The sequence below is a fragment of the Nocardiopsis tropica genome (assembly GCF_042660575.1).
GTDB classification, from domain to species: domain Bacteria; phylum Actinomycetota; class Actinomycetes; order Streptosporangiales; family Streptosporangiaceae; genus Nocardiopsis; species Nocardiopsis tropica.
The window spans coordinates 85,757-106,699 of the sequence record NZ_JBHSUF010000009.1; the positions used below are offsets into that span (position 1 = coordinate 85,757).

Here is a 20,943-nt window from a genome sequence, read left to right on the forward strand (position 1 = left end):
CGTCCGCACGAAGAAACGGGGGAGACCCATGAACGCGACCACCGAACCGCTCCCGGACACCATGCCCGGGGTGCGCCTGCCCGGCGACTCCACCGCCGTCGTCGACACCCTGCCCGTGCCCGAGCCCGGCCCCGGGCAGGTCCTGCTGCGGGTCGGCGCGTCCGGCATCTGCGGCAGCGACATCGGGTTCATCTACCACGAGCACAAGACCCACCGGGGCGTCGACGGCCCCGCCTACCGCGGCGTGGTCGCCGGCCACGAGCCCTCCGGCACCGTCGTGCAGGCGGGCCCGGGCTGCCGCCGCTTCGGCGCCGGGGACCGCGTCATCGTCTACCACATCGCCGGCTGCGGGCTCTGCGACAACTGCCGCCGCGGGTTCATGATCAGCTGCACCGACCCCTCCCGCGCGGCCTACGGGTGGCAGCGCGACGGCGGCCACGCCCGCTACCTGCTGGCCGACGAGTCCACCTGCGTGCCCCTCCCCGACGAGCTGTCGTTCGTGGACGGGGCCCTCATCGCGTGCGGGTTCGGCACCGCCTACGAGGGGCTGCGCCGGATCGCGGTCAACGGCGACGGCGACCTCCTCGTCGTCGGACTGGGCCCCGTCGGGCTGGCCGCCGGCATGATCGGCCGCGGCATGGGCGCCGCCCGCGTCATCGGCGTCGAACCCTCGCAGGTGCGCCGCGACTGGGCCGCCGGCCTCGGCGTCTTCGACGCCCTGGCCTCGCCCGAGGAGGCCGCCGAGACGGTCGGCCGCGCCACCGGCGGACGCGGCGCGGCCACCGTCATCGACTGCTCCGGATCGCGCCCCGGCCGCTCCCTGGCGCTGGAGAACGCCGCCGAGTGGGGGCGCGTGTCCCTGGTGGGCGAGGGCGGGACCCTGGAGACGGAGGTCTCCGACACCCTGCTGCACAAGCAGCTCACCCTGTACGCGTCCTGGGTGACCTCCCTGCCCGCCATGGCCGAGCTGGCGCAGAACCTGGTGCGGTGGGGGCTGAGCCCCGAGCGCGTGGTCTCGGACCGCTTCGCGCTGGCCGACGCGGACGAGGCCTACCGGCTCGCCGCGGGCGGCAGCCGGGGCAAGGTCGTCCTGGTGGACGGGGACCGGTCGTGACCGGGGCCGTCACGGTCGAGCGCGACGCCTCCGGGGCGCACGAGCTCGTCGTCCTCGACAACGGACTGCTCAGGGTGACGGCCGCACCCGCGCTGGGCGGGCGGATCCTGTCCGTCCGCCACCTCGGGCGCGAGCACCTGTACCGCAACCCGCGCCTGCTGGGGGAGGACCTCCAGCCGCTCCCGGGCGTCGTGCTCGGCCCGGTCGGCGGGCCGATGAGCGCGTGGCACAACGTGGGCGGCGACAAGACGTGGCCCGCGCCCCAGGGGTGGGACGGCCCCGGCCAGTGGGCCGGACCGCCCGACCCGGTCCTGGACTCGGGGGCCTACGCCGCCGAGACCTCCACGGCCCCGGACGGCTCGGCCACCCTCACCATGACCAGCGGCGACGACCCGCGCTCGGGGCTGCGCCTGGTCCGGCGCCTGACCCTGGAGCCGGGGGCCTCCGGCTACCGCCTGGAGCTGGAGGCGGTCAACGCCTCCGGGGTCCCGCGCGAGTGGGCCCTGTGGAACGTCACCCAGATCGACGGCGGCGACGGACCCGGCGGCGCGGACGGCGGGACGCCCGCGGACGCGCTCGGCCACGGGGTCTACGTCGGTGTGCGCGGCGGGGGCCCGCACACCGTGCCCCTGGTCGCGGGCGACGCCAACCCCGCGACCGCCGAGCACACCCCCTCGGTGGTGCGCGTGCCCGCGCAGGACGTCGTCGGCAAGGTCGGCTTCCCCACCGCCTCGGGCTGGCTGGCCCACGTGGGCGCGGCCGGCACCCTCACCCAGCGCTTCGCCGTGGACGAGGGCGCGGCCTACCCCGACGAGGGGTCGCGGGTCGAGGTGTGGCTGGAGTACCCCGTCGAGCAGCCCCTGGAGCACCTGGGCGGCCTGCGCCCCGTCGACAGGGTGGTCGAGTGCGAGGCGCTGGGCCCGCTCACCGTCATCGCCCCGGGCGCGAGCACCGCCCTCACCGTCGAGTTCGGCTTCGGCACGACCGCCGGACCCGTCCTGGGGGTGACCCCGCAGGGCTACTGGTCGCAGCCGCCCGGCCCCGGGACCGGGCCGGACGCGGACCCGTCCCCTCCCGCGGTCTTCACGGCCCTGCGGGAGGGAACACACGACGGGGGCGCCCCGGCGGGGGAGCCCGCAGGACCCCGGCCGGGAACCGCCCACGGTCCCGGCACGCCCGCGTCCGCCGACCGCGCGCGGACCCACGACCACCACCCGGACCAGGAGTGACATGACGAACAGCAGGCACGACGGGGTCACCGCCGTGGTCACCGGCGCGGCCCAGGGCATCGGCGAGGCCACCGCCCGCCGCCTGGCGGACGAGGGCGCCGCGGTGGTGCTGGCCGACCTCTCGCCCCGTGTGGAGGAGGCGGCCGAGCGCGTGCGCGCGGCCGGGGGCCGGGCCGTCGCCGTCCGCGCCGACGTGTCCGACGAGGGCGACTGGGCGCGCCTGGTCGGGACCGCCCGCTCGGAGTTCGGCCCGGTGGGGATCCTGGTGTCCAACGCCTACACCGTCGAGGTCGCCCCGGCCCACGAGACCACGCTCGCCTCCTGGGAGCGCCAGCTGTCGGTGAACCTCACCGGCGCGTTCCTGGGGATGCGCGCCTGCCTGGACGACCTCACCGCCCAGCGGGGCAGCGTCGTCCTCACGTCGTCCGTGCACGCCTGGTTCGGGCTGCCCGGCCGCCCCGCCTACGCCACCACCAAGGGCGGCCTGACCGCACTGACCAGGCAGCTCGCCGTCGAGTACGGCCCGAGCGTGCGCGTGAACTGCGTCCTGCCCGGACCCATCCTCACCTCCGCCTGGGACGGGGTGGACGAGGAGGACCGGCGCGAGAGCGTCGCCCAGACCGCCGCCCGGCGCTTCGGCGACCCCGCGGAGGTCGCCTCCGCCATCTCCTTCCTCGCCTCCGCGGAGGCCTCCTACGTCACCGGGGTGAGCCTGCCGGTCGACGGAGGGTGGAGTATCTACAAGGCGTCGTCGTGACGCACCGGAAGGGGAGGAACTGATGGCGGCCTACTCGGGGCGCGGGGTCCACGGCCAGACCGTGCGGTTGCTGGGGGAGCGCGTGCTCTCCGGCCGGATCGCCGAGGGCGAGACGATCGACCTGGCCGCCCTCAGCGACGAACTCGACCTCAGCCTCACCGCGATCCGCGAGGCGATCAAGGTCCTCGCCGCCAAGGGCCTGGTCGGCTCCCGGCAGCGCAAGGGGACCTTCGTGCGGGCGCGCGCGGACTGGAACCTGCTCGACCCCGACGTGGTCAGGTGGCAGATAGCGGCGGGCGCCGGGGACGTGTTCTTCCGCAACCTGGCCGAACTCCGCGAGGCCCTCGAACCGGCCGCCGCCCGCCTGGCCGCCCTGCGCGGGACCGCGGAGGACGTCGCGGCGCTGCGCGCGGCCGTGGCGGACATGGCCGAGTCCGGGGAGGCCACCCCCGAGGCGGCGGCCGACGCCGACCTGCGCTGGCACCGCGCCCTGCTGGCCGCCACCCGCAACGAGCTGTACACACGCACGGACGTCTTCTTCGCGGCCGGGCTCTCCGAGCGCGACCGCCTGGTGCACGGGGGAGCCCACAAGGACCCCGTGCCCAGCCACGCCGCCGTCACCGAGGCGGTCGCGGCCGGCGACCCGGCCGCGGCGGAGCAGGCCATGCGCTCCCTGCTCGACCAGGCCAGGGAGGACCTCCTCCGCGCCACCGGAGAAGGCGCACACGACGACGATCTGGAGAAGCCCCAGTGAGGATCACCCGCATCGAGACGTTCCTCGTCCCGCCCCGGTGGCTGCTGTGCCGCGTCGAGACCGACGACGGGGTCGTCGGCTGGGGCGAACCGGTGGTGGAGGGCCGCGCCGAGACCGTGCGGGCCGCCGTCGGGGAGCTGTCCGACCTCCTCATCGGCGAGGACCCCACACCCGTCGAGCACCACTGGCAGCGCCTGACCAAGGCCGCGTTCTACCGGGGCGGCCCCGTGCTCTCCAGCGCGGTCGCCGGACTCGACCAGGCCCTGTGGGACATCGCGGGCAAGCGCCTGGGGGTCCCCGTCCACCAGCTCCTGGGCGGCCCGGTCCGCGACCGGGTGCGCGTCTACGGCTGGGTCGGGGGCGACGACCCGGCGGAGCTGGCCGACGCGGTCTCCGCGCGGGTGGAGTCCGGCCTCACCGCCGTGAAGATGAACGCCTCCGGCGTCATGGGCCGCTCCGCCACCGTCCGCGAGATCGACGCCATCGTGGACCGCCTGGCCCAGGTGCGCGACGTCCTCGGGCCCGACCGCGACGTGGCGGTCGACTTCCACGGCCGGTTCAACGCCGCCACCGCCCGCCGGGTCCTGCCGCTGCTGGAGCCGCTGCGCCCCATGTTCGCCGAGGAGCCGCTCCTGCCCGAGTACGGGCACCTGCTCCCCGACATCGTCCGGTGCAGCCCGGTGCCGATCGCCACGGGCGAGCGCCTGTACAGCAGGACCGACTTCCTGCCCGCGCTCCAGGCCGGGATCGCGGTGGCCCAGCCCGACCTGTCCCACGCCGGCGGCATCTCCGAGGTGCGGCGCATCGCCTCCCTGGCCGAGACCTTCGACGCGGTGCTCGCCCCGCACTGCCCGCTGGGCCCGGTCGCCCTGGCCGCCAGCCTCCAGGTCGCCTTCGCCACCCCCAACTTCCTCATCCAGGAACAGAGCATCGGCATCCACTACAACAAGGACGCCGAAATGCTCGACTACGTCGTGGACGCCGGAGTCTTCGCCTTCCCGGACGGGAACATCCACCGTACGGACGCCCCCGGGCTCGGAGTGGAGGTGGACGAGGACGCGGTGCGCCGCGCCGACCGGGTGGGGCACCGGTGGCGTCCGCCGGTGTGGAGTCACGAGGACGGATCTTTCGCGGAATGGTAGGGGGACCGATGGAACCGGTGGTCAGTGTCTGGAGCGAGGACCGCTTCGAGCTCGGGGAGGGGCTGCGCTGGGTCGGCGGCGACCTGCTCATGGTGGACATCCTCCGGGGCCGCCTGCTGAGACTGGCCCCCGGGGACCCGGGGCCCGCCCACGAACTCGCGGCCCTCGACGTCCCCCTGGGCGCGGTCGCCCCGGTCCGGCACCGCGCCGGCGCGCTCGTGGCGGCGGCGGGCACCGGCATCGCCCTGCTGACGGGCACCGGCGGCGGTTCCGCCGCCGTGGAGTGGCTGGGCCGCCCCGAGGACGGCGCGGCCACGCCGATGCGCATGAACGACGGCTGCTGCGACCCGCACGGACGGTTCTGGGCGGGGTCCATGGCCTACGACGGCACCCCCGGTGCCGGGTCGCTCTACCGGGCCGACCCCGCCGGAGGGGTCACCCGCGTCCTGGACGGCTACACCGTGCCCAACGGCCCCGCCTTCGCCCCGGACGGCTCGGTGATGTACCTGGCCGACAGCGCGGAGGGGCGCATCGACGCCTACGCACTGGACGCCGAGGGCCTGCCCGGGGAGCGGACCGTGCTGGCCCGCGTCGGGGAGGGCAGCCCGGACGGCATGCAGGTCGACGCCGAGGGGCACCTGTGGGTCGCGGTCTGGGGCGGGGGGCGCGTGCACCGCTACGCGCCCGACGGCACGCTGGACCGGGTGGTGGAGGTCCCCGCCGCGCAGCCCACCAGCGTGTGCGTGGTCGGGGACGATGAGCCCGTGCTCATGGTCACCTCCGCGACCGTGGGCCTCACGGACCCGGGGACCGGCGACGGCGCGGTGTTCGCGCTGCCGGTGGAGGTCCCCGCCGCGCCCGCGCACCACTTCGGCTGAGCCCCCGGGCCCGGGGCCGGCCGGCACACCCGCCCCGCCCCGGGCCGTCCGGTCCCCGCCCGCCGTGCCCTCTGAGCTCCCGTGCGTGCGTTCGCGCTGCGGGGCCTGCGCCGTCCCCGCGCCCGGGGACCGCAGGGCCGCTGCCGCACCCGTCCGGGGCCGCGGTGGAGGGCTCAGCCGCGGCCCCCTCCGGGACCGCCCCCCTGCCCGGCCGCGCCGGACCCCTCGCCGACGGACTCCTGGTAGAGGTCCGCGTAGGTGCGCGAGTCCTTGACCAGGTCGTCGCAGAAGGCGGCGACGTCGTCGCCGATGAGTTCCAGGACCCCCTTGCCGGCCGCGGCGCCCTCCTCGAAGAACTCGACGATCCCCGGAAGCAGGTCGCCGTCGGCCAGGTCGACCGGTCCGACCTTGAAGAAGTACCTCTGGATCTCCTTGTAGACGATCCGGTAGTCCGGCGGAAGCGCCTTGACCCGCGCCACGTGCGCCCGCCACTGCCTCTTGCCCTCGATGATGTCCTGGACGCCCACGTCAGCCTCCCAGCCTGCCCAGTTTCCTTGCGACGTTGCGGTTCAACTGCTCGCGCCACCGGTCGCGGTGGTTCCGGGACCCCTCTCCGCCGGCCAGTGCCGCGCAGAAGCCCGCGATGTCGTCGCCCAGCACGTCATGGATGTCCTGCCCGTCCGCCGCCGTCTCCTCGAGCAGCCCCAGGGCGTTGTCGAGGATCGGCACCAGGTTGCGGCCGGTGAAGTCCGAGTAGGGGAAGAGGTGGGCCTTGATCTGCTCCCACGCCGCCCGGTGGCCGTCCGGCAACGCCTCGGCCCGGACCTCGAACGCCTTCCACTCCCTCGTGAGGTCGCTGCCCGTCATGGTCTCCCAGAGGTTCATCTCCCACCCTTCCTGAGCTCGTCGACGCGTGAGGAGAGGTACTCCCACTTCGCCCAGAACGTCGCGAGTTCCGCGCGCCCCGCGTCGTTGAGCGCGTAGAACTTGCGCGGCGGCCCCATCCCGGACGGTCGTTTGGTCACCTGGACGAGCCCGTTCCTCTCCAGGCGCAGGAGGATGGTGTAGACCGTCCCCTCGACGACGTCGGCGAAGCCGAGTTCGTTCAGCCGCCGCGTGATGGCGTAGCCGTAGGTCTCCTCGCCGCCGATGATCTCCAGCACACAGCCCTCGAGCGTGCCCTTCAGCATCTCCGTCAGGTCGTCCATGGCGGAGCCCTCCGGCCTCTCCTTGGTACTACGTGTCATTAGGTACCACTACAAAGTAGCACAGGGTAGAGGATCCCGTTCCGCGGACGGGGGTGAAGGCCACGGCCGCCCCTTCGCGACACGGGGGCCGGGACGGGAACAGGGACGGCGAAGCCCCGGGACGCCCTTTCTCCGGGACGGCGGCCTGCCCGTCGCCGCGGACCGGACGGACGACGGGTGTTCGTTGCGTGCTCCCGCGGGTACTTTCCGTAGGGGCGGGTCCGCCCCGCCCCGGGCCGCCCGGCCCGGCGGACACCCCTTCCGCGACGTACCGCCCCCTGCCCCCGGCGGTCGGTGACCCCCGCTCCGCACAGACGCCGTCCGCGGCCACCGCCGACGGCCGGCGCGACCCGGCGCCTCCCCCTTCCGCGAGGCGTCCGGCCACCGCTGCCACGCTCCCGACCCGTATCCCACGGGGAGTGCCGACGCGCTCCGGACGACAGCACCTCGGCCGGGACGCCCGCGACCTCCCCCGCCCCCGAGAGGAAGACGACATGCCCCGACACCGCCGCTTCGAGAAGGACCGGGCCCAGACCCTCACCCCCGGCGAGTGGACGTCGCTGGAGTTCGAGACCGTGGTCGACGCCGACCACGGCGGCACCTCCACCGGCAGCCTGTACAGCCTCGTCGGCGTCAACGAGCCGGACGGCGCCCTCTACGACTTCTCCGTGGGGGTGACCATCAGCGACCTGTCCGCCGGGGCGGAGGTGCAGATCCGCGCCACCGAGTACGAGCCGGACGGCGACGGCGGGTGGCGGTACGCCCGCAACCGGCCGGTCGACAGCCCCGTGCAGGCAGGGGGGAACGGCCACTTCACCTACACGTGGAAGGGCAACCTGGCCAAGGGGCGGCGGGTGCGGGTGCGCCTGGCCCAGCAGGGCGACACCGCCGCGACGATCGTGTCGGCCACCGCGGACGTCTTCTACTGGCCCAAGTAGCGCCGCGGAGCGGAAGGCCGGACCCCCGGGGACCCGGAGGTCCCGGAGGGTCCGGCGCCGGAGCCCTCCCGTGGCGCGCCGTCGCGGGAGGGGCGCTCCGTGTCCGGCGCGGCCCGGGCACTGCGCATGGGCTCCGCGGAGAGCCGATGCGGCGCCACCGCGAGCCCTCTGCGTGCGGCGGGGCCGGTCGAGTCGTCGTCACGCACCGACCGTGGGACCGGGGTCGGGGTCCGGGGCGATGCCGGTGGCGGAGGCCGTGGCCTGCCACAGCCCGCTCGCGAGCACGGTGTCCCGCGCGGTCGCCGACCGGCGGGCGGGACCGGCCGGACCGCGGGTCTCGAACGGCCCCGTCGGGCCCAGGTAGCTGCCGCCGGGGACCGGGCCGGTGGCCGCGAGCAGCTGGGGGCCGATCCCGGCGGCGACCGGCTGGGAGAGGTAGCGGTCCGGCAGCACGAACAGTCGGTCCTTCCACGTGCCCCCGCGGGCGAGGGCGTTGTTCAGCAGCTCCGATGCCGTCAGTCCCGGGTGGGCGGCGACCGACAGCACGGGGTCGTCGGCGAGGCGCAGCCGTCGGTCGAGCTCGGCGGCGAACAGCAGGTTCGCGAGCTTGGAGGCCCCGTAGGCGCGCGTCGGCGAGTAGCGCCGGCGCTCCCAGTGCAGGTCGGTGAGGTCGAGTCCGCCGGTGCGGTGTCCCAGGCTCGACGTCGTCACCACCCGGGAGGGCCGCCCCGGGGTCCCGGCCGACCGCAGCGCGGGCATCAGCAGCCAGGTCAGCGCGGCCGGACCGAGGTGGTTGGTCCCGATCTGCAGCTCGAACCCGTCGCGGGTCCGTTCGTGCGGTCCGAGCGACACGGCGGCGTTGTTGACCAGCACGTCGACCCGGTCGCCGGTGCGTTCGCGGATGTCCGCGGCGGCGGCGCGCACCGAGTCGAGGTCGGCCAGGTCGAGCAGAACGGCCTCGGCCGATCCCGGGCCGTCGATTCCTGCCCGCACCCGCTCGACGGCCGCCTCTCCGCGCCGGGCGTCGCGAACGGTCATCAGGAGCCGGGCCCCGGCTCCCGCCAGCGCACCGGAGAGGGCGAGGCCGAGGCCGGAGGTCGTCCCGGTGACGACGATGGTGCGGCCCGTGAGGTCGGGGAGGTCGTTGGGCGGAGGCGCCATGGGTTCGTGTCTCCTGTTCGGATGGTCTTGCCCGCCCGAGCCGGCCGACGCGGCGCCGCACACGGTTCGCCCGCGCCCACCGGTGCTGTTCCGGAGGCGGTAGGCAGCCCGGGCGGGCGGCGCGCGCGGACATCGTCCGCGGACAATTCATGTGACGGTGTCACTTGAACTACGGTCCCCCATACGGATGACGCTGTCAAACGGATGGGCCGTGTGACGCTGCCCGAGGGCGGGGAGCCGGACGACGCGGTGGGCGCGGGAGCCCGGCGGTCCGCCGCGTCCGCGGTCTCAGCCGCGCCGTTCCGCCTCCCGTTCGAGGAGGGCGCGGAAGGAGCCCGGGGGCCGTCCGGTGACGTGCAGGACGGTGTCGGTGACGCGGTCCTCCGCCCCCTCGGAGATGGCGTGGTCCATGTCGGCCAGCAACGCGGCGAACGCGGGCGGCATCTGCGCCGAGAGGAGGTCGCGCATCTGCTCGCGGGTCAGGCGGCGGTGCTCCACGGGCCGGCCGGTGACCCCGGTGACGGCCGCGGCGATGTCGTCGTGGCTGAGCGCCTCCGGCCCGGTGAGGACGAGATCGGTGTCGGGGGCGTGTGCGTCGGTCAGGGCACGGGCGGCGACGGCCGCGATGTCCTCGGCGTCGACGAAGCCGATCCTGCCGTCGCCCGTGGCGGTCCGGATGACGCCCTCCTCGCGGATGCCGGCGGCGTGCACGTGTGTGCCGGTGAAGTTCTGCATGAACCACGAGGGCCGCAGCACCGCCCACTGCCCGAACAGGTCGGGCAGGGCGCGGTGCACCTGTCCCACCGCGGGGCCGTCCTCGGGGACGGCCGAGGAGCTGAGGAGCACCGCGCGGCGCACGCCGCAGGCGCGGGCCAGCCGGAGGAACGGCAGCATGACCGCCGCCGGACCGGGGTCGCCCACGGGCGGGACGAGGTAGACGCGGTCGGCGCCGCCGAGCGCGGCGGCGTGGGTGGCGGGGTCGTACCAGTCGAAGCGGACCGGTTCCGCGCCGGGGACCGGGGCGCCGCGGCGGCTCGCGGCCCTGACGCGGTGTCCGGCGGCCGCCAGCCGGGCGGCGGTGCGGCTGCCGGTGGTGCCGGTGGCGCCGATGACCAGGGTGGTGGAGGTGGCGGTCATCGGCTGCTCCCGGTGAAGTCGGCGCCGGTTTCGAGGACGGCGAGGGGGTTCCAGTAGTCGCGGTAGGAGGAGATGAGCCCGTCCCGGACCGTCACGACGGCGATGTAGGTCATGTCGAAGGGGCTCCCGCTCTCCACCAGTCGGCCGACGCCGCGCATCTCGGCCACGACGGTCTCGGGCTCGGCGGTCAGGTGGATCCGCAGCTCGGGGAAGTCGTGCAGGTCGATGTGGTCCGGGTAGCGGCTCATGTACGCGGCGACGGCATCCCTGCCCTCCAGGCGCTTCGGCCATCCCCCGGGGGCGAAGGGGAACTCCATGAGGCCGTCCTCGGCCCACAGGGCGACCCATGCGGCGATGTCCTTGTCCAGCAGGAGCCGCAGGCCGTGGCGGTGGAGATCCGCCGGGGAAGTCGGTGCGGACACGGGTGTCCTCCCTCTCGCTCGAAGTATTCGGACCGTGGGTCCGTTTAAAACATACGGACTGGCGGTCCGCTTTGCAAGTGCGGGAGCGGCCGGGCGGTGGGCTCCCCGTGGGGCCTGGCTCCCGTGCGTCTGCTCGGCGCAGCCCTTCTTGGGGTGCGCGTTACCCAGGCATTACTCCAATTGGTAATATGACGATCACTCTGAGTGGCGATGGAGTGCTGTGCCGCGGCCTGTCCGCGGTCCGACGCAACCCCTCGTCCCGCCCGGAGCCGCACCCCGTCGTCCCTCTCCCGGAACGGAGCAACCCCGCATCCCCCACACCCGCCTGAGACCCGTGAAAAAGGACATGAGCAACCGTCAGCCCGAACCCCACGTGAAAGAACTCCACGCCACGGCCCAAGCACTGTGGCGCGCCGTCTACGAAGCCAGCGCCGTGGTCTTCGCGGAGCGCACCGTGCACCAGGCACGGCTGGCTGATCTCGACGCCGCCCAGCAGTGGGCCCGGACCCGGGTCGCCTCCGCCCGCAGGGAGCTGGTCAGGGCCTTCGACGCCAGGGACGCCGTACGGGTCGAAGCCGCCCAACGGCACCTGCGGGAGTGCGAGGACGAGGAGGTGCACATCGACCTCGCGGTGACCGCCGAGGCGCGCGCCCTCGTCCGTACGGGACTGGCGGAGCTGAATTCGACCCTGGAACAGGTCTGCCGCGCCCTCGACGCCGACCGGAGGGTGCAGGAGGCCGTCGCCCGCGAGCACGGGGTGCGGCCGGGCGCGAGGGCCTGAGCGGGGAGGCCCGGCGGCGGTCCGGCGGCGGCCCGACTGCCTCGCCGGGCCGCCCCGCCGGACGCGGAGCGCGTCCCCGCCGTGTCTCGCGCTCCGGGACGGCCGGGTCCGGCCGCCGGCCTCCGCCCGGTCAGGCGCGGGGTGTCCCCGGGCCGCGGCGGTCCGGGGGCTGCCGCCCCATGCCGTGACCAGGCCCCGCGCATCGTCTGCCGACCGAGCTCCGGGGGCACGGCCCTCCGGATCTGGCGTTCCCGATTGTTTGCGCTCCTCCATTCGGGAGAGGTTCAACTACCTGGGGTAATAAAAGGGAACGGAAGGTAGTCATGCGTCGTTTCGCCACCACTCTGACCCTCGTCCTGCTGTGCGGCGCCGCGCCGGCTGCGTCCGCGCACGCCGCGGCCATCCACACCTGCGCCCGGATCGTCTTCGACGAGGCGAGAGCCGTGGCCGAGGGGACGGACTGCGAGAGCAACGGGGAGTCCAGCCCGGGGGAGATGCACTCCGAGGAGGTCGGCACGAGGTACGCCTGCGAGGAGATCACCCCGTCGGCCGACCGTGCGGACGCCACGGGCGCGGGGTGCCGACCGCTCTCCTGACCGCGGTCGCGAGGGGGCCGCGTCGGTCCGCTCCCCGGTGGTCGCCGTCCCGGCCCGCCGCCACGGCGAGACCGGGGCCCGAGGGCAGGCCGTTCCGCTTGCCGCCGGGCGGCTCAGCCGTCCGAGGCGGGGCTCCACGACACCCGTACCAGGCACTCCACCGATTCGGGCGGCGGACTGAACCCCGCCGTGCGGGCCTCCTCCGGGGTCATCCACAGGATCAGGTCGGGGAGGTCGTCCTCGTCCTCGTAGGCGGACGCCACCGCGCGGACCCGGTCCGCGTCCAGGTCCGGGCCTCCGCGCACGAACCCCGCCGCCCGCCGGATGATCCTCATGCCGTCCGGCACCAGGTGGTCGAGCGCGGGGACGCCGGCCTCCGCCACCCGCGCGATCTCCTCGGAGGGAGCGTTTCGGGCAGGGGCCGCTTCGACGGGATCCTCCCCGGTGGCGACGTCGGCGCCCGGCACCTCGTGGCCGCACGGCTCGTACCGGGCGCGGGCGTGGGAGAACGCGGCCGGTTCGGAGCCGGGCAGGGCCGAGTACCTGGGGGAGCGGTGAACTCGGACGGCTGGGGTGCCGCATGTAGGGCAGAGGATCATGGTCCGCCGGTACCCGTCAGGTGTGGTGCTCATGCGGAACGGCCCTTCTGCGGGGGCCTCAAACTCGCTGGTCGAGGACCGAAACCCCGTGCGTCGCCGAGGTGGCGCACGGGGCGGTTCCTGCGGACGCGGGCGGCATGCCTGTCATGTGCCGGGTGTTCGCCGAAGCTTCTTGTCCTGTGTGTGCAGGGTGGTGATGAGGTCGTCGATGTGTGCGGCGGTGGTGTGGGCTCCGGTGTCGGTGGCCAGGTCGCGGGCTTCTTGGAGGGTCTGGAGGAGGCGTCCGTGGTCGGGGCGTGCGTCGAGCAGGGTGTGGAGCTGGGTGCGGGGGTAGCGGCGGTGTCCGCCGAGGGTTTTGACCGAGGCGAGGCGGCCGTCTTTTTCCCAGCGGGCGACGGTCTGGGGTCCACGCGGAAGAGGCGGGCGACCTCTCCGGGGGTGAGCAGGGCCTCGGCGCTCTCGACGAGTGCGGGCAGGGGTGCGGTGGGCACGGTGGTTCTCCGTCGGTGTCGATCGGCGGTTGTCGGTTGTCGGTTGTGGGCGGCCGGTGGCCGGTGGCCTGTGGAGCGGGCTCGGGGCCGGACCGGGGAAGTACGTCCGGCCCCGAGCGGGTGGGGCGGGGCCGCCGGCCCCCCTTTTTTGGCGGCGGCCCCGCGGCCCGGTGGTGGTGTGCCACCGGGCGGGGGAGTGGTTCAGCAACCGAAGACGGCGCGGACGGTGATCGCTCCGCAGGGGGCCTGGGTCCAGTCCCAGTAGGCGCACACGGCCTCGACCAGGCGCAGGCCGTTGCCGCCGACGCGCAGGGGTGCGGGGGCGGGGACGGCGGGGAGTGTGGGGGCGCTTCCGGGGGTGGGGCCGTTGTCGGTGACGTGGAGTTCGAGGTGGCGGCGGGTGCGGTGGATCTCGATGCGCACGGTGCCGCCGGGCAGGCCGGAGGCGGTGTGTCGTAGGGCGTTGGCGGTCAGTTCGGTGACGGTCAGGGCCAGGGGGTCGGTCAGGCCGGGGCGGGAGCGGGTGGCGTGGGCGGCCCACTGGCGGGCGGCCCTGATGTGGCTGGGGTGGGGGCCGATGAGGATGCCCGATGTCGTGGGGGTTCCGCACAGGCGGCGTGGAAGTGCGGGGGGAGGGGCGGTAGGCTGCATTCGTTTCATCTCGGGGCTTTCGAGGTGGGACACAAGCTCCGGCGACCGCTCTCTCACTTCGGTCGCCGGAGCTTTTCTGTGTCAAAAGGTTGGTTTTCGCGTCAATTGGGAGGAAGGCGAGCAATGTCTCTCCCCTTCGGCGAAGAGGGGGCTGGCGGGAGTGGAAAATGATGCCGTTCTCCGATCCGCAGACAACCGCCGGTTCTGTTACGACTATGCCCAGTCCCAGCTCAGGGGGCTACCAATACAACTGAAGAGGGGTGGCTACTCAGAACCTGTTGCGGAAAGGAGCTGCGTGTAGTTTCCTTGCTCCATGGCTGACAAGATCCACCAGGAGTGGAAACCGTTTGGTGTCAGGGTTCGGGAGCTTCGCCGTCAGGCTGGGGTTTCACAGGCCGAACTCGGTCTGCGTCTGAAACTGACCGGCGGCATGGTCGGCCACCTGGAGCGGGCGACGCGTATCCCCAATAGGGATCATGTACGCACAATGGACACGGAGTTCGCTACAGATGGTGAGTTGGATGCCTTGTGGCTGGAGGTAGTCCAGGGGAAGTCGGTATTGCCCTGGTTCAGGGACGCCTTGGAGATGGAGCGCCGGGCGGAATCCATCTCGGAGTACCACCCGATTCTCATCCCCGGCCTGCTGCAAACCCGCAGCTATGCCCGTGTGCTCATCACGGCAAGGCAGTTGCGGAAGACCGCCGAGGAGATCGAGGAGGTGGTGGAGCTCCGAGCGAACCGGCTCCCGACGATTCGGCCATCCCGGCCCGCTCTGTGGTTCGTGGTGGAGCAGAGTGTGGTCAACCGTGTTATCGGTAGCGAGGAGGTCATGCGGGAGCAGCTCCAGCACATCATCACGTTGGCCGAAGAGGACACGATCCGTTTTCAGATCATCCCCGACGATGTGCGCCACCACTGCGGGCTGTGTTCCCCGTTCCGGTTGATGAGCATGCAGAACGGCCGGAAGGCAGTGCGGATGGAGCATACTCTTGGTGGAACCAGCTTCGATCGGGCACCTGAAATCGAGGGGATGTCCGACCTGTTCGGTGCACTTCAAGCCGAAGCGCTGTCTCCGCGACGATCCCTCGAAGTCCTCCATGCGACGATGAAAGGTCTGTGATGAGCACCGCCGACAACTGGTCCTGGCACAAGTCCAGCCACAGTGATGGAGGAGGTGGGGACTGCGTGGAGGTCGCGGAAGGACCTACCACTCATGTTCGTGACACCCAGAACCGGAACTTGGGTCACTTGTCGACCGAAGCCTCGGAGTGGACGGCGCTACTGGCTGCGGTGCGCGCCAAGTAGCGGAGTAGTGAGTCGGCCCTGCCCGGACAGACGGGTGGGGCCTGCCGCATGTCGGGGGTCGAGGAAGCTCTCACGGGCAGACCGTTTCGCGGTGGCCCCTGCCGAGCACAGGTCCAGGGAGATGCTTTCAGGCGAGCGAAGCCCGGACATGCTGAGAGAGGCCCTTGACGATGTCGGAGAAGTGGCACAAGTCCAGCTACAGCGGTAACACCGGGCACTGCGTCGAGGTTTGCGAGGGTGTGGTCACGGGCGTGCGTGACACCCAGAACCGAGAGTCGGGACAACTCGACGTCCCCGCTCCCGAATGGACCGCGCTGCTGAACGCGATGCGCAGCTGGTAGTACCACCCTCACACACGCGAAGAACCGCACCCTGCCGTCTGCCTGGGCAGGGGGCGGTTCCCATGTTTAGGAGATCGGTTCACCCACGGGAGGGTGCACCGCCACGGCCGAGCGTCCTTCGACGTGCTCGGCACAACCCCTCCGGCCGATGACCACGGCCAATGGCGGATCCGCCTTCCCCGGGGGAACGCGGACAACCTCCGATGTCGCCCACACCCGCGCCACTCGTGAGAAGATGAGACACACCGCCCACCAGGAGGAATCGATGGGTCTCCATTTCTCCCGATCTCCTTTCGCGCCTCTGGTCACCGGCTGGACCTGCACGTACGGCAATCGCCCGCACCGCCCCGGGGCTTCGATCCTCGAAAGCCCTTTCTGCGAGGGCTGATGAAAACCCTTGCCCCTTTCGGGGGAAATGTCCGAATGCCCGGAAGGTAACTTCCGGCGGCTGTCTGACAGAAGAAAGGCCCGCCTGTGAGCCCCCACCCCCCCACTCCCGCCGAAATACCTCTCCCGATCGACGAACCCTCCACCCCTTCCGCGCCGATCCGCGTCATGGTCGTGGACGACCACGCGCTGTTCCGCCGCGGTCTTGTCTCGGTCCTGGACGAGGAGGAGGACATCAACGTCGTCGGTGAGGCCGGACGGGGGTCGGAGGCCGTCCGGCTCGCCGCGGGGGTACGCCCCGACGTCGTCCTGATGGACGTGTGGATGCCCGGTTCCAACGGCATCGACGCCTGCTCACAGATCCGGCAGGCCGCCCCGAGGACCAAGTTCATCATGCTCACCATGAGCGACGAGAACTCGGACCTGTTCGACGCCCTCAAGGCCGGCGCCACCGGGTACCTCCTCAAGGAGATCGCGGTCACCGACATCGCGCGCGCCGTGCGCTCCATCGCGGACGGCCAGTCGTTCATTAACCCGCGGATGGCCAACAAGCTCATCGGGGAGTTCGCGGAGCTGGCCAAGCAGGAGGCCACCCCGCCGTCCGCCCCCGCCATCCCCGACCTGACCCCGCGCGAGACCGAGGTCCTCAAGCTGCTCGCCCGGTCGCTCAACAACCGCGAGATCGGGGAACGCCTGTTCATCACCGAGAACACGGTGAAGAACCACGTGCGCAACATCCTGGAGAAGCTGCAGGTGCACTCCCGCACCGAGGCCGCCATCTACGCGGTGCGCGCCGAGTACGTCAGCTAGGGTTCCGGGCCGACCGCCCCGATCGGTCCGACCGCACTCTGCCCGAGGTCGCCGAGGTGCTGGAGCTGTCCCGTACCTGCTAGGCGTTGTCGGGGGCTGTCGTGGTGGCGATCCAGCGCAGGTAGTCGGGGGAGCCCGCCACGATCGCGGTCGCGACGACCTCGGGGTTCGTCCACGGGTGGTGCTCGACCAGGTGCGCCTCGATCTGCGGGTACCGGTCCGCGCGCGCCTTCAGCAGGAGCTGCCACTCCTGCCCGGTGCCGAACTCGCCCAGGTGCCAGAACACCGACGTGACGGGCCCGACGATCTGCGCACCGGCCGCGAGCTTGGCCGTTACGAGGGATTTCGCCAGGTCCACCGCCTGCTCGCGGGTCTCGGTCGCCGTGGACACCTGGACGTAGCCGGTCATGGCGGGGTCCGTTCCGTCGCGGGGATTATCCGGCCAGTCTAGAGTTCATCTCCCTTGTCGAATCGGCGGTAGCAGATCAGTGTGCGAGCGATGCGGGCGAAGGCGCGGAAGCGGTCGTCCCTGTGTTCGTGCAGGTGGCGCGGGAAACGGCATCCGGCCGACCTCGGACGGTTCGCGGTGACGAACGCTAATGTCACGCCCTGTTCCTAAACTGCCGACATGCACACATCCGAAGCAGAAATGGCCGATTCGTGCGCCGGTGCGGACAGCTCGCCCCGGGTGACGGCAGCGGTGCGCGACTGCCTCGCGCCGCTGCGGGTCTCGGAGGTCTTCGAGCCGGTGGCCGAGCACGTACTGCGCGGTACCGGTCCGGAGGTCCTGGCGGTGTTGCGCGAGCGGCCGACCGGCGCCGACATGGTCGCCAAGCCGGACGTCACCTGGTCGGCCGCGCGGGTGAGGGCCGTCACCGACCTGCATCCCGGCTGGTCGCCGCAGGACGCCGAGGCCGCACGGCTCACGGTCTACCGGACCGCGCAGGCCGACGTCCTCGCCCGGTTCGGGCAGGTGCTGCACGCCGCCGCCGACAGGACCCCGGCCTCCGGGGAGCCGTCGTGGCTCCTCGTGCTGGCCGACGACGTGACCCGTGCGTACGGCGCCGCCGGGGCCGACGCCGAGGACGTCCAGCGGCGGTGGGACCCCCGCTTCCTCACCGAGGTCGCCCGGGCCGGCGACGCCCCCGGCCGGACCCCCGTGCACGCCACCCTGTCGGCGCTGCTGTACGCGGACTCACGCCATTGGGCGCACCGTCGGCACCAGCTTCTGGAGAGCGACGCGGGCATCGAGTTCCTCGCCCGGTACGCCGACGATCTCGCGGACGTCGCCACCGGGCTCGCGGACCACAACCGGAGGTCTGTGCTGCGCCTGTGCGCGCGCAGACCGGAAGCGCACGCGGCACTCGCCGCCGAGCTGGCGGCCGACGCCGACGCGGGCGTCCGCACGGAGGCGCTGGACACCCTGTCCCGGCTCGACGGGCCACGGCAGGTGGCCCTGCTGCGACAGCACCTGCGGACCGCGTCGCCGGACCGCCTGTCGGACCCCCTGGCCCGCCTGGCCGACCTCGACGGCGGCGTCGTGGCGATCGAGGATGCCCTGGCCGACGGCGGCGACGGGCCGGAGGACCCGGAACGCGACCGGCTGCTGCGCCGGGCCGTCTTCCGGGTACGGGTGCTGCGAGCGGCGGAGGCCGTCGTGCCCGTGCCGCCCGTCGCCGCGCCCCAGGACGCGGACCTCGCGGAGGACCTGCGGGCACTGGGGGCCGGCCGATCCGGCGGAGACCCTTCCTGGCACGGTGTCGAGGGGCGGCTGGCGCTGATGCCCGACGTCCGCGTCCTTCGAGACGCGTACCGTGCCGCCGGGATGCCCGACGCGGACCGGCGGGCCGCCGCGCTGCTGGTCACCCGCACGACCCACGCCCGCCGAAAGATCGGCGCCTTCCTGACGCCTGAGGACGCCGAGCGCTGGTGGCCCCTCTTCGCCGAGCGCCTCGACCTCGCGGACGAGTACCTCGACGGCGGCGACGGGAAGCGGCACCCGGACCAGTCCGCCGTCGACACGAGGACGATGATCCTGACGATCCTCGAACGGTTCCCCGCCGCCCCCGAGGCCCTGGTCCCGCGCCTGACCTCGCTCGCGCTCGGTGCGAACCGCCACCGCCTGCCGGCCCGGCGGGTGCTCGGCGACCACCCGGGCGCCCGGGCGGCGGCGACGGCCGCGCTGTCGGACGCCGACGCGGGGACCCGCTCGTCCGCCGCGGAGTGGCTCGCGGGGCTGGGCGAGCCGGGAGCGGTGGCGCCGGAGCCCGGCTGGGAGTTCGGCGCGGGGGTGCTGTCCCCGGCGGTGAGGGCCCTGCCCGCGTCGACGCTGTGGTGGCTGGACCGGTTCCGGGAGCAGGCGCTGGACAAGGGGGTTCCGGCGGACGACGTGGACCGGTGGCTCGGGCTGGCCCGCCCGAAGCTGCGGACGGCGCGCGACGGCTCCGGCCCGGCCGTCGGCCGGCTCGGCGGTCCGCTGATGCTCCCGCCGGACGTGCCCACCCCGGCCACGGTGTGGGGCCCCGACAACTCCTACGAGTACCAGCTCATCGCGACGCTCGACCTGGCGGCGATCCCGCCGGGCGCCACCGACCTCCCGCTCCCGCCCGACGGCCACGTACTCCTGTTCGCGAACGTCGAGCTGGACGACGAGCTCCTGCCGGGCGGCGCCGTCTACGTCCCGGCGGGAACCCCGGTTGAGGAACGGGAGGTCTCGCTCGACTACGAGCCCTACGAGTACGACTCCCCCGAGGCCCTGGACGACGAGCTGCGGCGCACCGGCGACCTGCGGCTGACCCCCGGCGTGGGACTGCCCTCCTGCCCTGTCGGGGACGAGGCCCTCGCCCTGCACCCCCACGCGGAGACGCTGCAGGAGGTCTGGTCCGAGCAGTCCGACGAGGGAGGCGAGTGGCAGATCGGTGGCTACGCCGCGGACTTCGACGGCTACGGGGATCCGGCACCCGCCTCGGCGTACTCGGAGGAGGACGGGCAATGGCCGGGCCCCGGGGACTGGGTCCTGCTCGCGCAGTGGGTCGGGGTCCCGATGGGGATCCTGTACTGGACCATCCCCCGCCAGGACCTCGAGGCGCGCCGCTTCGACCGCGTCGTCGTGCAGATGTACGCCAACCCCTGACCGGCCCGTCTCCTGGGCGCGCGGCCCACTGCGTACAGGTGGGCCGCGCGCGGTGCCGCGACCGGTGAGCCCGTGGCCGCGCGCGCCGGCCGGGGACGCCTCCGGCGCACCCGCCCCGGTTCAGGCGCCGGGCAGCGGGCGCCGGGGGAAGGCCACCCCCGTCAGGGTTTCGGAGGCCTCCCACAGGCGTCGCGCGACCTCGGCGTCCCGCGCCCTCGCCGAGCGGCCGACCAGCTCCGGTGCGCCGCATCCCTCCAGGAATCCGCCCGGCCCCGCGTAGCTGTCGCCCGGAACCTCCGCCACGGCCGCGTACAGCGTCGGCAGGGCCCCGTCCTCGTCGCTCTGCGCCAGGAAGCGGACCACGGCCTGCTCCACGAGGTGGCGCACACGCCGCCGCGGGTCGGTCTTCAACAGGTTCGTGGCCGCCAGGCCGGGGTGCGCGGCGGTGGCGGTCACCGGGGAGCCGGCCCGGGTGAGCAGCCTCTGGAGTTCCGAGGTGAACAGGAGGTTGGCCAGTTTGGACTGCGCGTACGCGGCCGTCGCCCGGTACGGCTTGCGCTCCCAGTTGAGGTCCTCGAAGTCGATCGCGCCCGCCTTGTGGCCGTTGGACGAGACCGTGACGACCCGGCCCCGCAGGCGCGGCAGCAGCAGGTTCGTGAGCGCGAAGTGCCCGAGGTGGTTGGTCCCGAACTGCAGCTCGAAGCCGTCGGCGGTGCGTGTGAGCGGAGGGAACATCACCCCCGCGTTGTTGACCAGCACGTCGACGGGCTCGGTGAGGTCCTCGGCGAAGGAGCGGACCGAGGCGAGGTCGGCGAGGTCGAGCCGCCGGACCTCGACGTCGCCCGTCATCGCGTCGGCGGCGTCGCGCCCCTTGGTGACGGTGCGCACGGCGAGCACCACGCGTGCGCCCCTGGCCGCGAGGAGGCGGGCGGCCGCCCGGCCGATGCCGCTGTTCGCGCCGGTGACCACGACCGTGCGCCCCGCCATGGAAGGGATGTCCGAAGCAGAGAATGTTGCCATGGGCTACAAAGTAGTCAGTGGAAACAAAGTAGTCAACGAAAACATGGCCT

The 20,943-nt window shown here is 73.2% G+C and carries 24 protein-coding genes and 1 pseudogene; 14 read left to right on the top strand and 11 right to left on the bottom strand.

The genetic code is table 11. The annotated features are described in order from the left end of the window. The first annotated feature begins 28 nt into the window (after positions 1–28). Genes ACFQBR_RS16225 through ACFQBR_RS16250 form a run of 6 tightly spaced genes read left to right on the top strand, consistent with a single transcriptional unit; the run spans position 29 to position 5,874 of the window. Positions 29–1,114 (top strand): zinc-dependent alcohol dehydrogenase family protein, encoded by a 1,086-nt coding sequence (locus ACFQBR_RS16225; RefSeq protein ID WP_344179341.1) that lies wholly within the window; start codon positions 29–31, stop codon positions 1,112–1,114. Then, positions 1,111–2,343, top strand: a complete 1,233-nt coding sequence (locus ACFQBR_RS16230) for a hypothetical protein (RefSeq protein ID WP_344179343.1) — start codon at positions 1,111–1,113, stop codon at positions 2,341–2,343. The genes ACFQBR_RS16225 and ACFQBR_RS16230 overlap by 4 nt, the downstream gene beginning before the upstream one ends. Before the next feature lies 1 nt (position 2,344). Then, a complete protein-coding gene (locus ACFQBR_RS16235) occupies positions 2,345–3,100 on the top strand; it encodes an SDR family NAD(P)-dependent oxidoreductase (protein ID WP_344179346.1) in 756 nt (251 codons plus the stop codon). Positions 3,101–3,122: 22 nt separating this feature from the next. After that, positions 3,123–3,854: a FadR/GntR family transcriptional regulator gene (locus ACFQBR_RS16240; RefSeq protein ID WP_344179348.1), complete on the top strand. Its 732-nt coding sequence runs from the start codon at positions 3,123–3,125 to the stop codon at positions 3,852–3,854. Further along, positions 3,851–4,996 (top strand): galactonate dehydratase, encoded by a 1,146-nt coding sequence (gene dgoD / locus ACFQBR_RS16245; protein ID WP_344179350.1) that lies wholly within the window; start codon positions 3,851–3,853, stop codon positions 4,994–4,996. The genes ACFQBR_RS16240 and dgoD overlap by 4 nt, the downstream gene beginning before the upstream one ends. 8 nt (positions 4,997–5,004) lie before the next feature. After that, a complete protein-coding gene (locus ACFQBR_RS16250) occupies positions 5,005–5,874 on the top strand; it encodes an SMP-30/gluconolactonase/LRE family protein (protein WP_344179352.1) in 870 nt (289 codons plus the stop codon). A gap of 173 nt (positions 5,875–6,047) precedes the next feature. On the opposite strand, the gene ACFQBR_RS16255 is transcribed toward ACFQBR_RS16250, so the two are convergent. From ACFQBR_RS16255 to ACFQBR_RS16265, 3 genes are read right to left on the bottom strand one after another with little or no spacing between them, the layout of a single operon-like run. Then, on the bottom strand, positions 6,048–6,401 hold the full coding sequence (locus tag ACFQBR_RS16255) for a DUF1048 domain-containing protein (RefSeq protein ID WP_344179354.1): 354 nt from the start codon (positions 6,399–6,401) through the stop codon (positions 6,048–6,050). A 1-nt stretch (position 6,402) separates the two neighbouring features. Beyond that, the gene (locus ACFQBR_RS16260) at positions 6,403–6,759 is read right to left on the bottom strand and encodes a DUF1048 domain-containing protein (protein ID WP_344179356.1); all 357 of its coding nucleotides are present in this window, start codon (positions 6,757–6,759) and stop codon (positions 6,403–6,405) included. Then, a complete protein-coding gene (locus ACFQBR_RS16265; RefSeq protein ID WP_267950435.1) occupies positions 6,756–7,082 on the bottom strand; it encodes a PadR family transcriptional regulator in 327 nt (108 codons plus the stop codon). The genes ACFQBR_RS16260 and ACFQBR_RS16265 overlap by 4 nt, the downstream gene beginning before the upstream one ends. Positions 7,083–7,615: 533 nt before the next feature. Between ACFQBR_RS16265 and ACFQBR_RS16270 the strand changes: the two genes are divergently transcribed. Then, the gene (locus ACFQBR_RS16270) at positions 7,616–8,059 is read left to right on the top strand and encodes a hypothetical protein (RefSeq protein ID WP_267945473.1); all 444 of its coding nucleotides are present in this window, start codon (positions 7,616–7,618) and stop codon (positions 8,057–8,059) included. 198 nt (positions 8,060–8,257) lie between these two features. Here ACFQBR_RS16270 and ACFQBR_RS16275 read toward each other — a convergent pair whose 3' ends face one another. The 3 genes from ACFQBR_RS16275 to ACFQBR_RS16285 form a co-directional block, all read right to left on the bottom strand. Then, complete coding sequence (locus tag ACFQBR_RS16275; RefSeq protein ID WP_344179358.1) at positions 8,258–9,220, bottom strand: SDR family NAD(P)-dependent oxidoreductase; 963 nt, start codon at positions 9,218–9,220, stop codon at positions 8,258–8,260. A 288-nt stretch (positions 9,221–9,508) separates the two neighbouring features. After that, positions 9,509–10,357: an NmrA family NAD(P)-binding protein gene (locus tag ACFQBR_RS16280; protein WP_344179361.1), complete on the bottom strand. Its 849-nt coding sequence runs from the start codon at positions 10,355–10,357 to the stop codon at positions 9,509–9,511. Beyond that, a complete protein-coding gene (locus ACFQBR_RS16285) occupies positions 10,354–10,779 on the bottom strand; it encodes a nuclear transport factor 2 family protein (protein ID WP_344179363.1) in 426 nt (141 codons plus the stop codon). Before ACFQBR_RS16285 ends, ACFQBR_RS16280 begins: the two co-directional genes overlap by 4 nt. Before the next feature lie 346 nt (positions 10,780–11,125). On the opposite strand from ACFQBR_RS16285, the gene ACFQBR_RS16290 reads away from it, so the two are divergent. Continuing rightward, positions 11,126–11,560: a hypothetical protein gene (locus ACFQBR_RS16290; protein WP_267945469.1), complete on the top strand. Its 435-nt coding sequence runs from the start codon at positions 11,126–11,128 to the stop codon at positions 11,558–11,560. 323 nt (positions 11,561–11,883) lie between these two features. Further along, a complete protein-coding gene (locus ACFQBR_RS16295) occupies positions 11,884–12,156 on the top strand; it encodes a hypothetical protein (RefSeq protein ID WP_267945468.1) in 273 nt (90 codons plus the stop codon). A 113-nt stretch (positions 12,157–12,269) separates the two neighbouring features. Here the strand turns inward: ACFQBR_RS16295 and ACFQBR_RS16300 are convergent, their stop codons facing one another. The 3 genes and pseudogenes from ACFQBR_RS16300 to ACFQBR_RS16310 all read right to left on the bottom strand — a co-directional run bounded on the left by ACFQBR_RS16300 (position 12,270) and on the right by ACFQBR_RS16310 (position 13,897). Next, positions 12,270–12,788, bottom strand: coding sequence for a hypothetical protein (locus ACFQBR_RS16300; RefSeq protein ID WP_344179365.1), 519 nt, complete (start codon positions 12,786–12,788; stop codon positions 12,270–12,272). A 258-nt stretch (positions 12,789–13,046) separates the two neighbouring features. After that, positions 13,047–13,231, bottom strand: a pseudogene (locus ACFQBR_RS16305) (BldC family transcriptional regulator); the annotation flags it as partial. A 216-nt stretch (positions 13,232–13,447) separates the two neighbouring features. Next, a complete protein-coding gene (locus ACFQBR_RS16310; protein ID WP_378553732.1) occupies positions 13,448–13,897 on the bottom strand; it encodes an ATP-binding protein in 450 nt (149 codons plus the stop codon). A gap of 313 nt (positions 13,898–14,210) precedes the next feature. Here ACFQBR_RS16310 and ACFQBR_RS16315 point away from each other — a divergent pair, with 313 nt between their 5' ends. From ACFQBR_RS16315 to ACFQBR_RS16330, 4 genes are all read left to right on the top strand, one after another. Beyond that, positions 14,211–15,017 (top strand): helix-turn-helix domain-containing protein, encoded by an 807-nt coding sequence (locus ACFQBR_RS16315; protein ID WP_344181818.1) that lies wholly within the window; start codon positions 14,211–14,213, stop codon positions 15,015–15,017. Beyond that, positions 15,017–15,202 (top strand): DUF397 domain-containing protein, encoded by a 186-nt coding sequence (locus ACFQBR_RS16320; RefSeq protein ID WP_330158364.1) that lies wholly within the window; start codon positions 15,017–15,019, stop codon positions 15,200–15,202. The genes ACFQBR_RS16315 and ACFQBR_RS16320 overlap by 1 nt, the downstream gene beginning before the upstream one ends. Positions 15,203–15,372: 170 nt before the next feature. Further along, positions 15,373–15,543 carry a DUF397 domain-containing protein gene (locus ACFQBR_RS16325; protein ID WP_344181820.1) on the top strand — a complete coding sequence of 57 codons (171 nt, stop codon included), beginning with the start codon at positions 15,373–15,375 and terminating at the stop codon, positions 15,541–15,543. Between the two features lie 474 nt (positions 15,544–16,017). Continuing rightward, complete coding sequence (locus tag ACFQBR_RS16330) at positions 16,018–16,740, top strand: response regulator transcription factor (protein ID WP_344181822.1); 723 nt, start codon at positions 16,018–16,020, stop codon at positions 16,738–16,740. A 79-nt stretch (positions 16,741–16,819) separates the two neighbouring features. On the opposite strand, the gene cutA is transcribed toward ACFQBR_RS16330, so the two are convergent. Continuing rightward, positions 16,820–17,149, bottom strand: coding sequence for a divalent-cation tolerance protein CutA (gene cutA, locus ACFQBR_RS16335; RefSeq protein ID WP_344181824.1), 330 nt, complete (start codon positions 17,147–17,149; stop codon positions 16,820–16,822). 219 nt (positions 17,150–17,368) lie between these two features. On the opposite strand from cutA, the gene ACFQBR_RS16340 reads away from it, so the two are divergent. Next, positions 17,369–19,873 (top strand): DUF1963 domain-containing protein, encoded by a 2,505-nt coding sequence (locus tag ACFQBR_RS16340; protein WP_344181827.1) that lies wholly within the window; start codon positions 17,369–17,371, stop codon positions 19,871–19,873. A 120-nt stretch (positions 19,874–19,993) separates the two neighbouring features. On the opposite strand, the gene ACFQBR_RS16345 is transcribed toward ACFQBR_RS16340, so the two are convergent. After that, the gene (locus tag ACFQBR_RS16345) at positions 19,994–20,893 is read right to left on the bottom strand and encodes an oxidoreductase (protein WP_344181829.1); all 900 of its coding nucleotides are present in this window, start codon (positions 20,891–20,893) and stop codon (positions 19,994–19,996) included. Between the last annotated feature and the right edge of the window lie 50 nt (positions 20,894–20,943).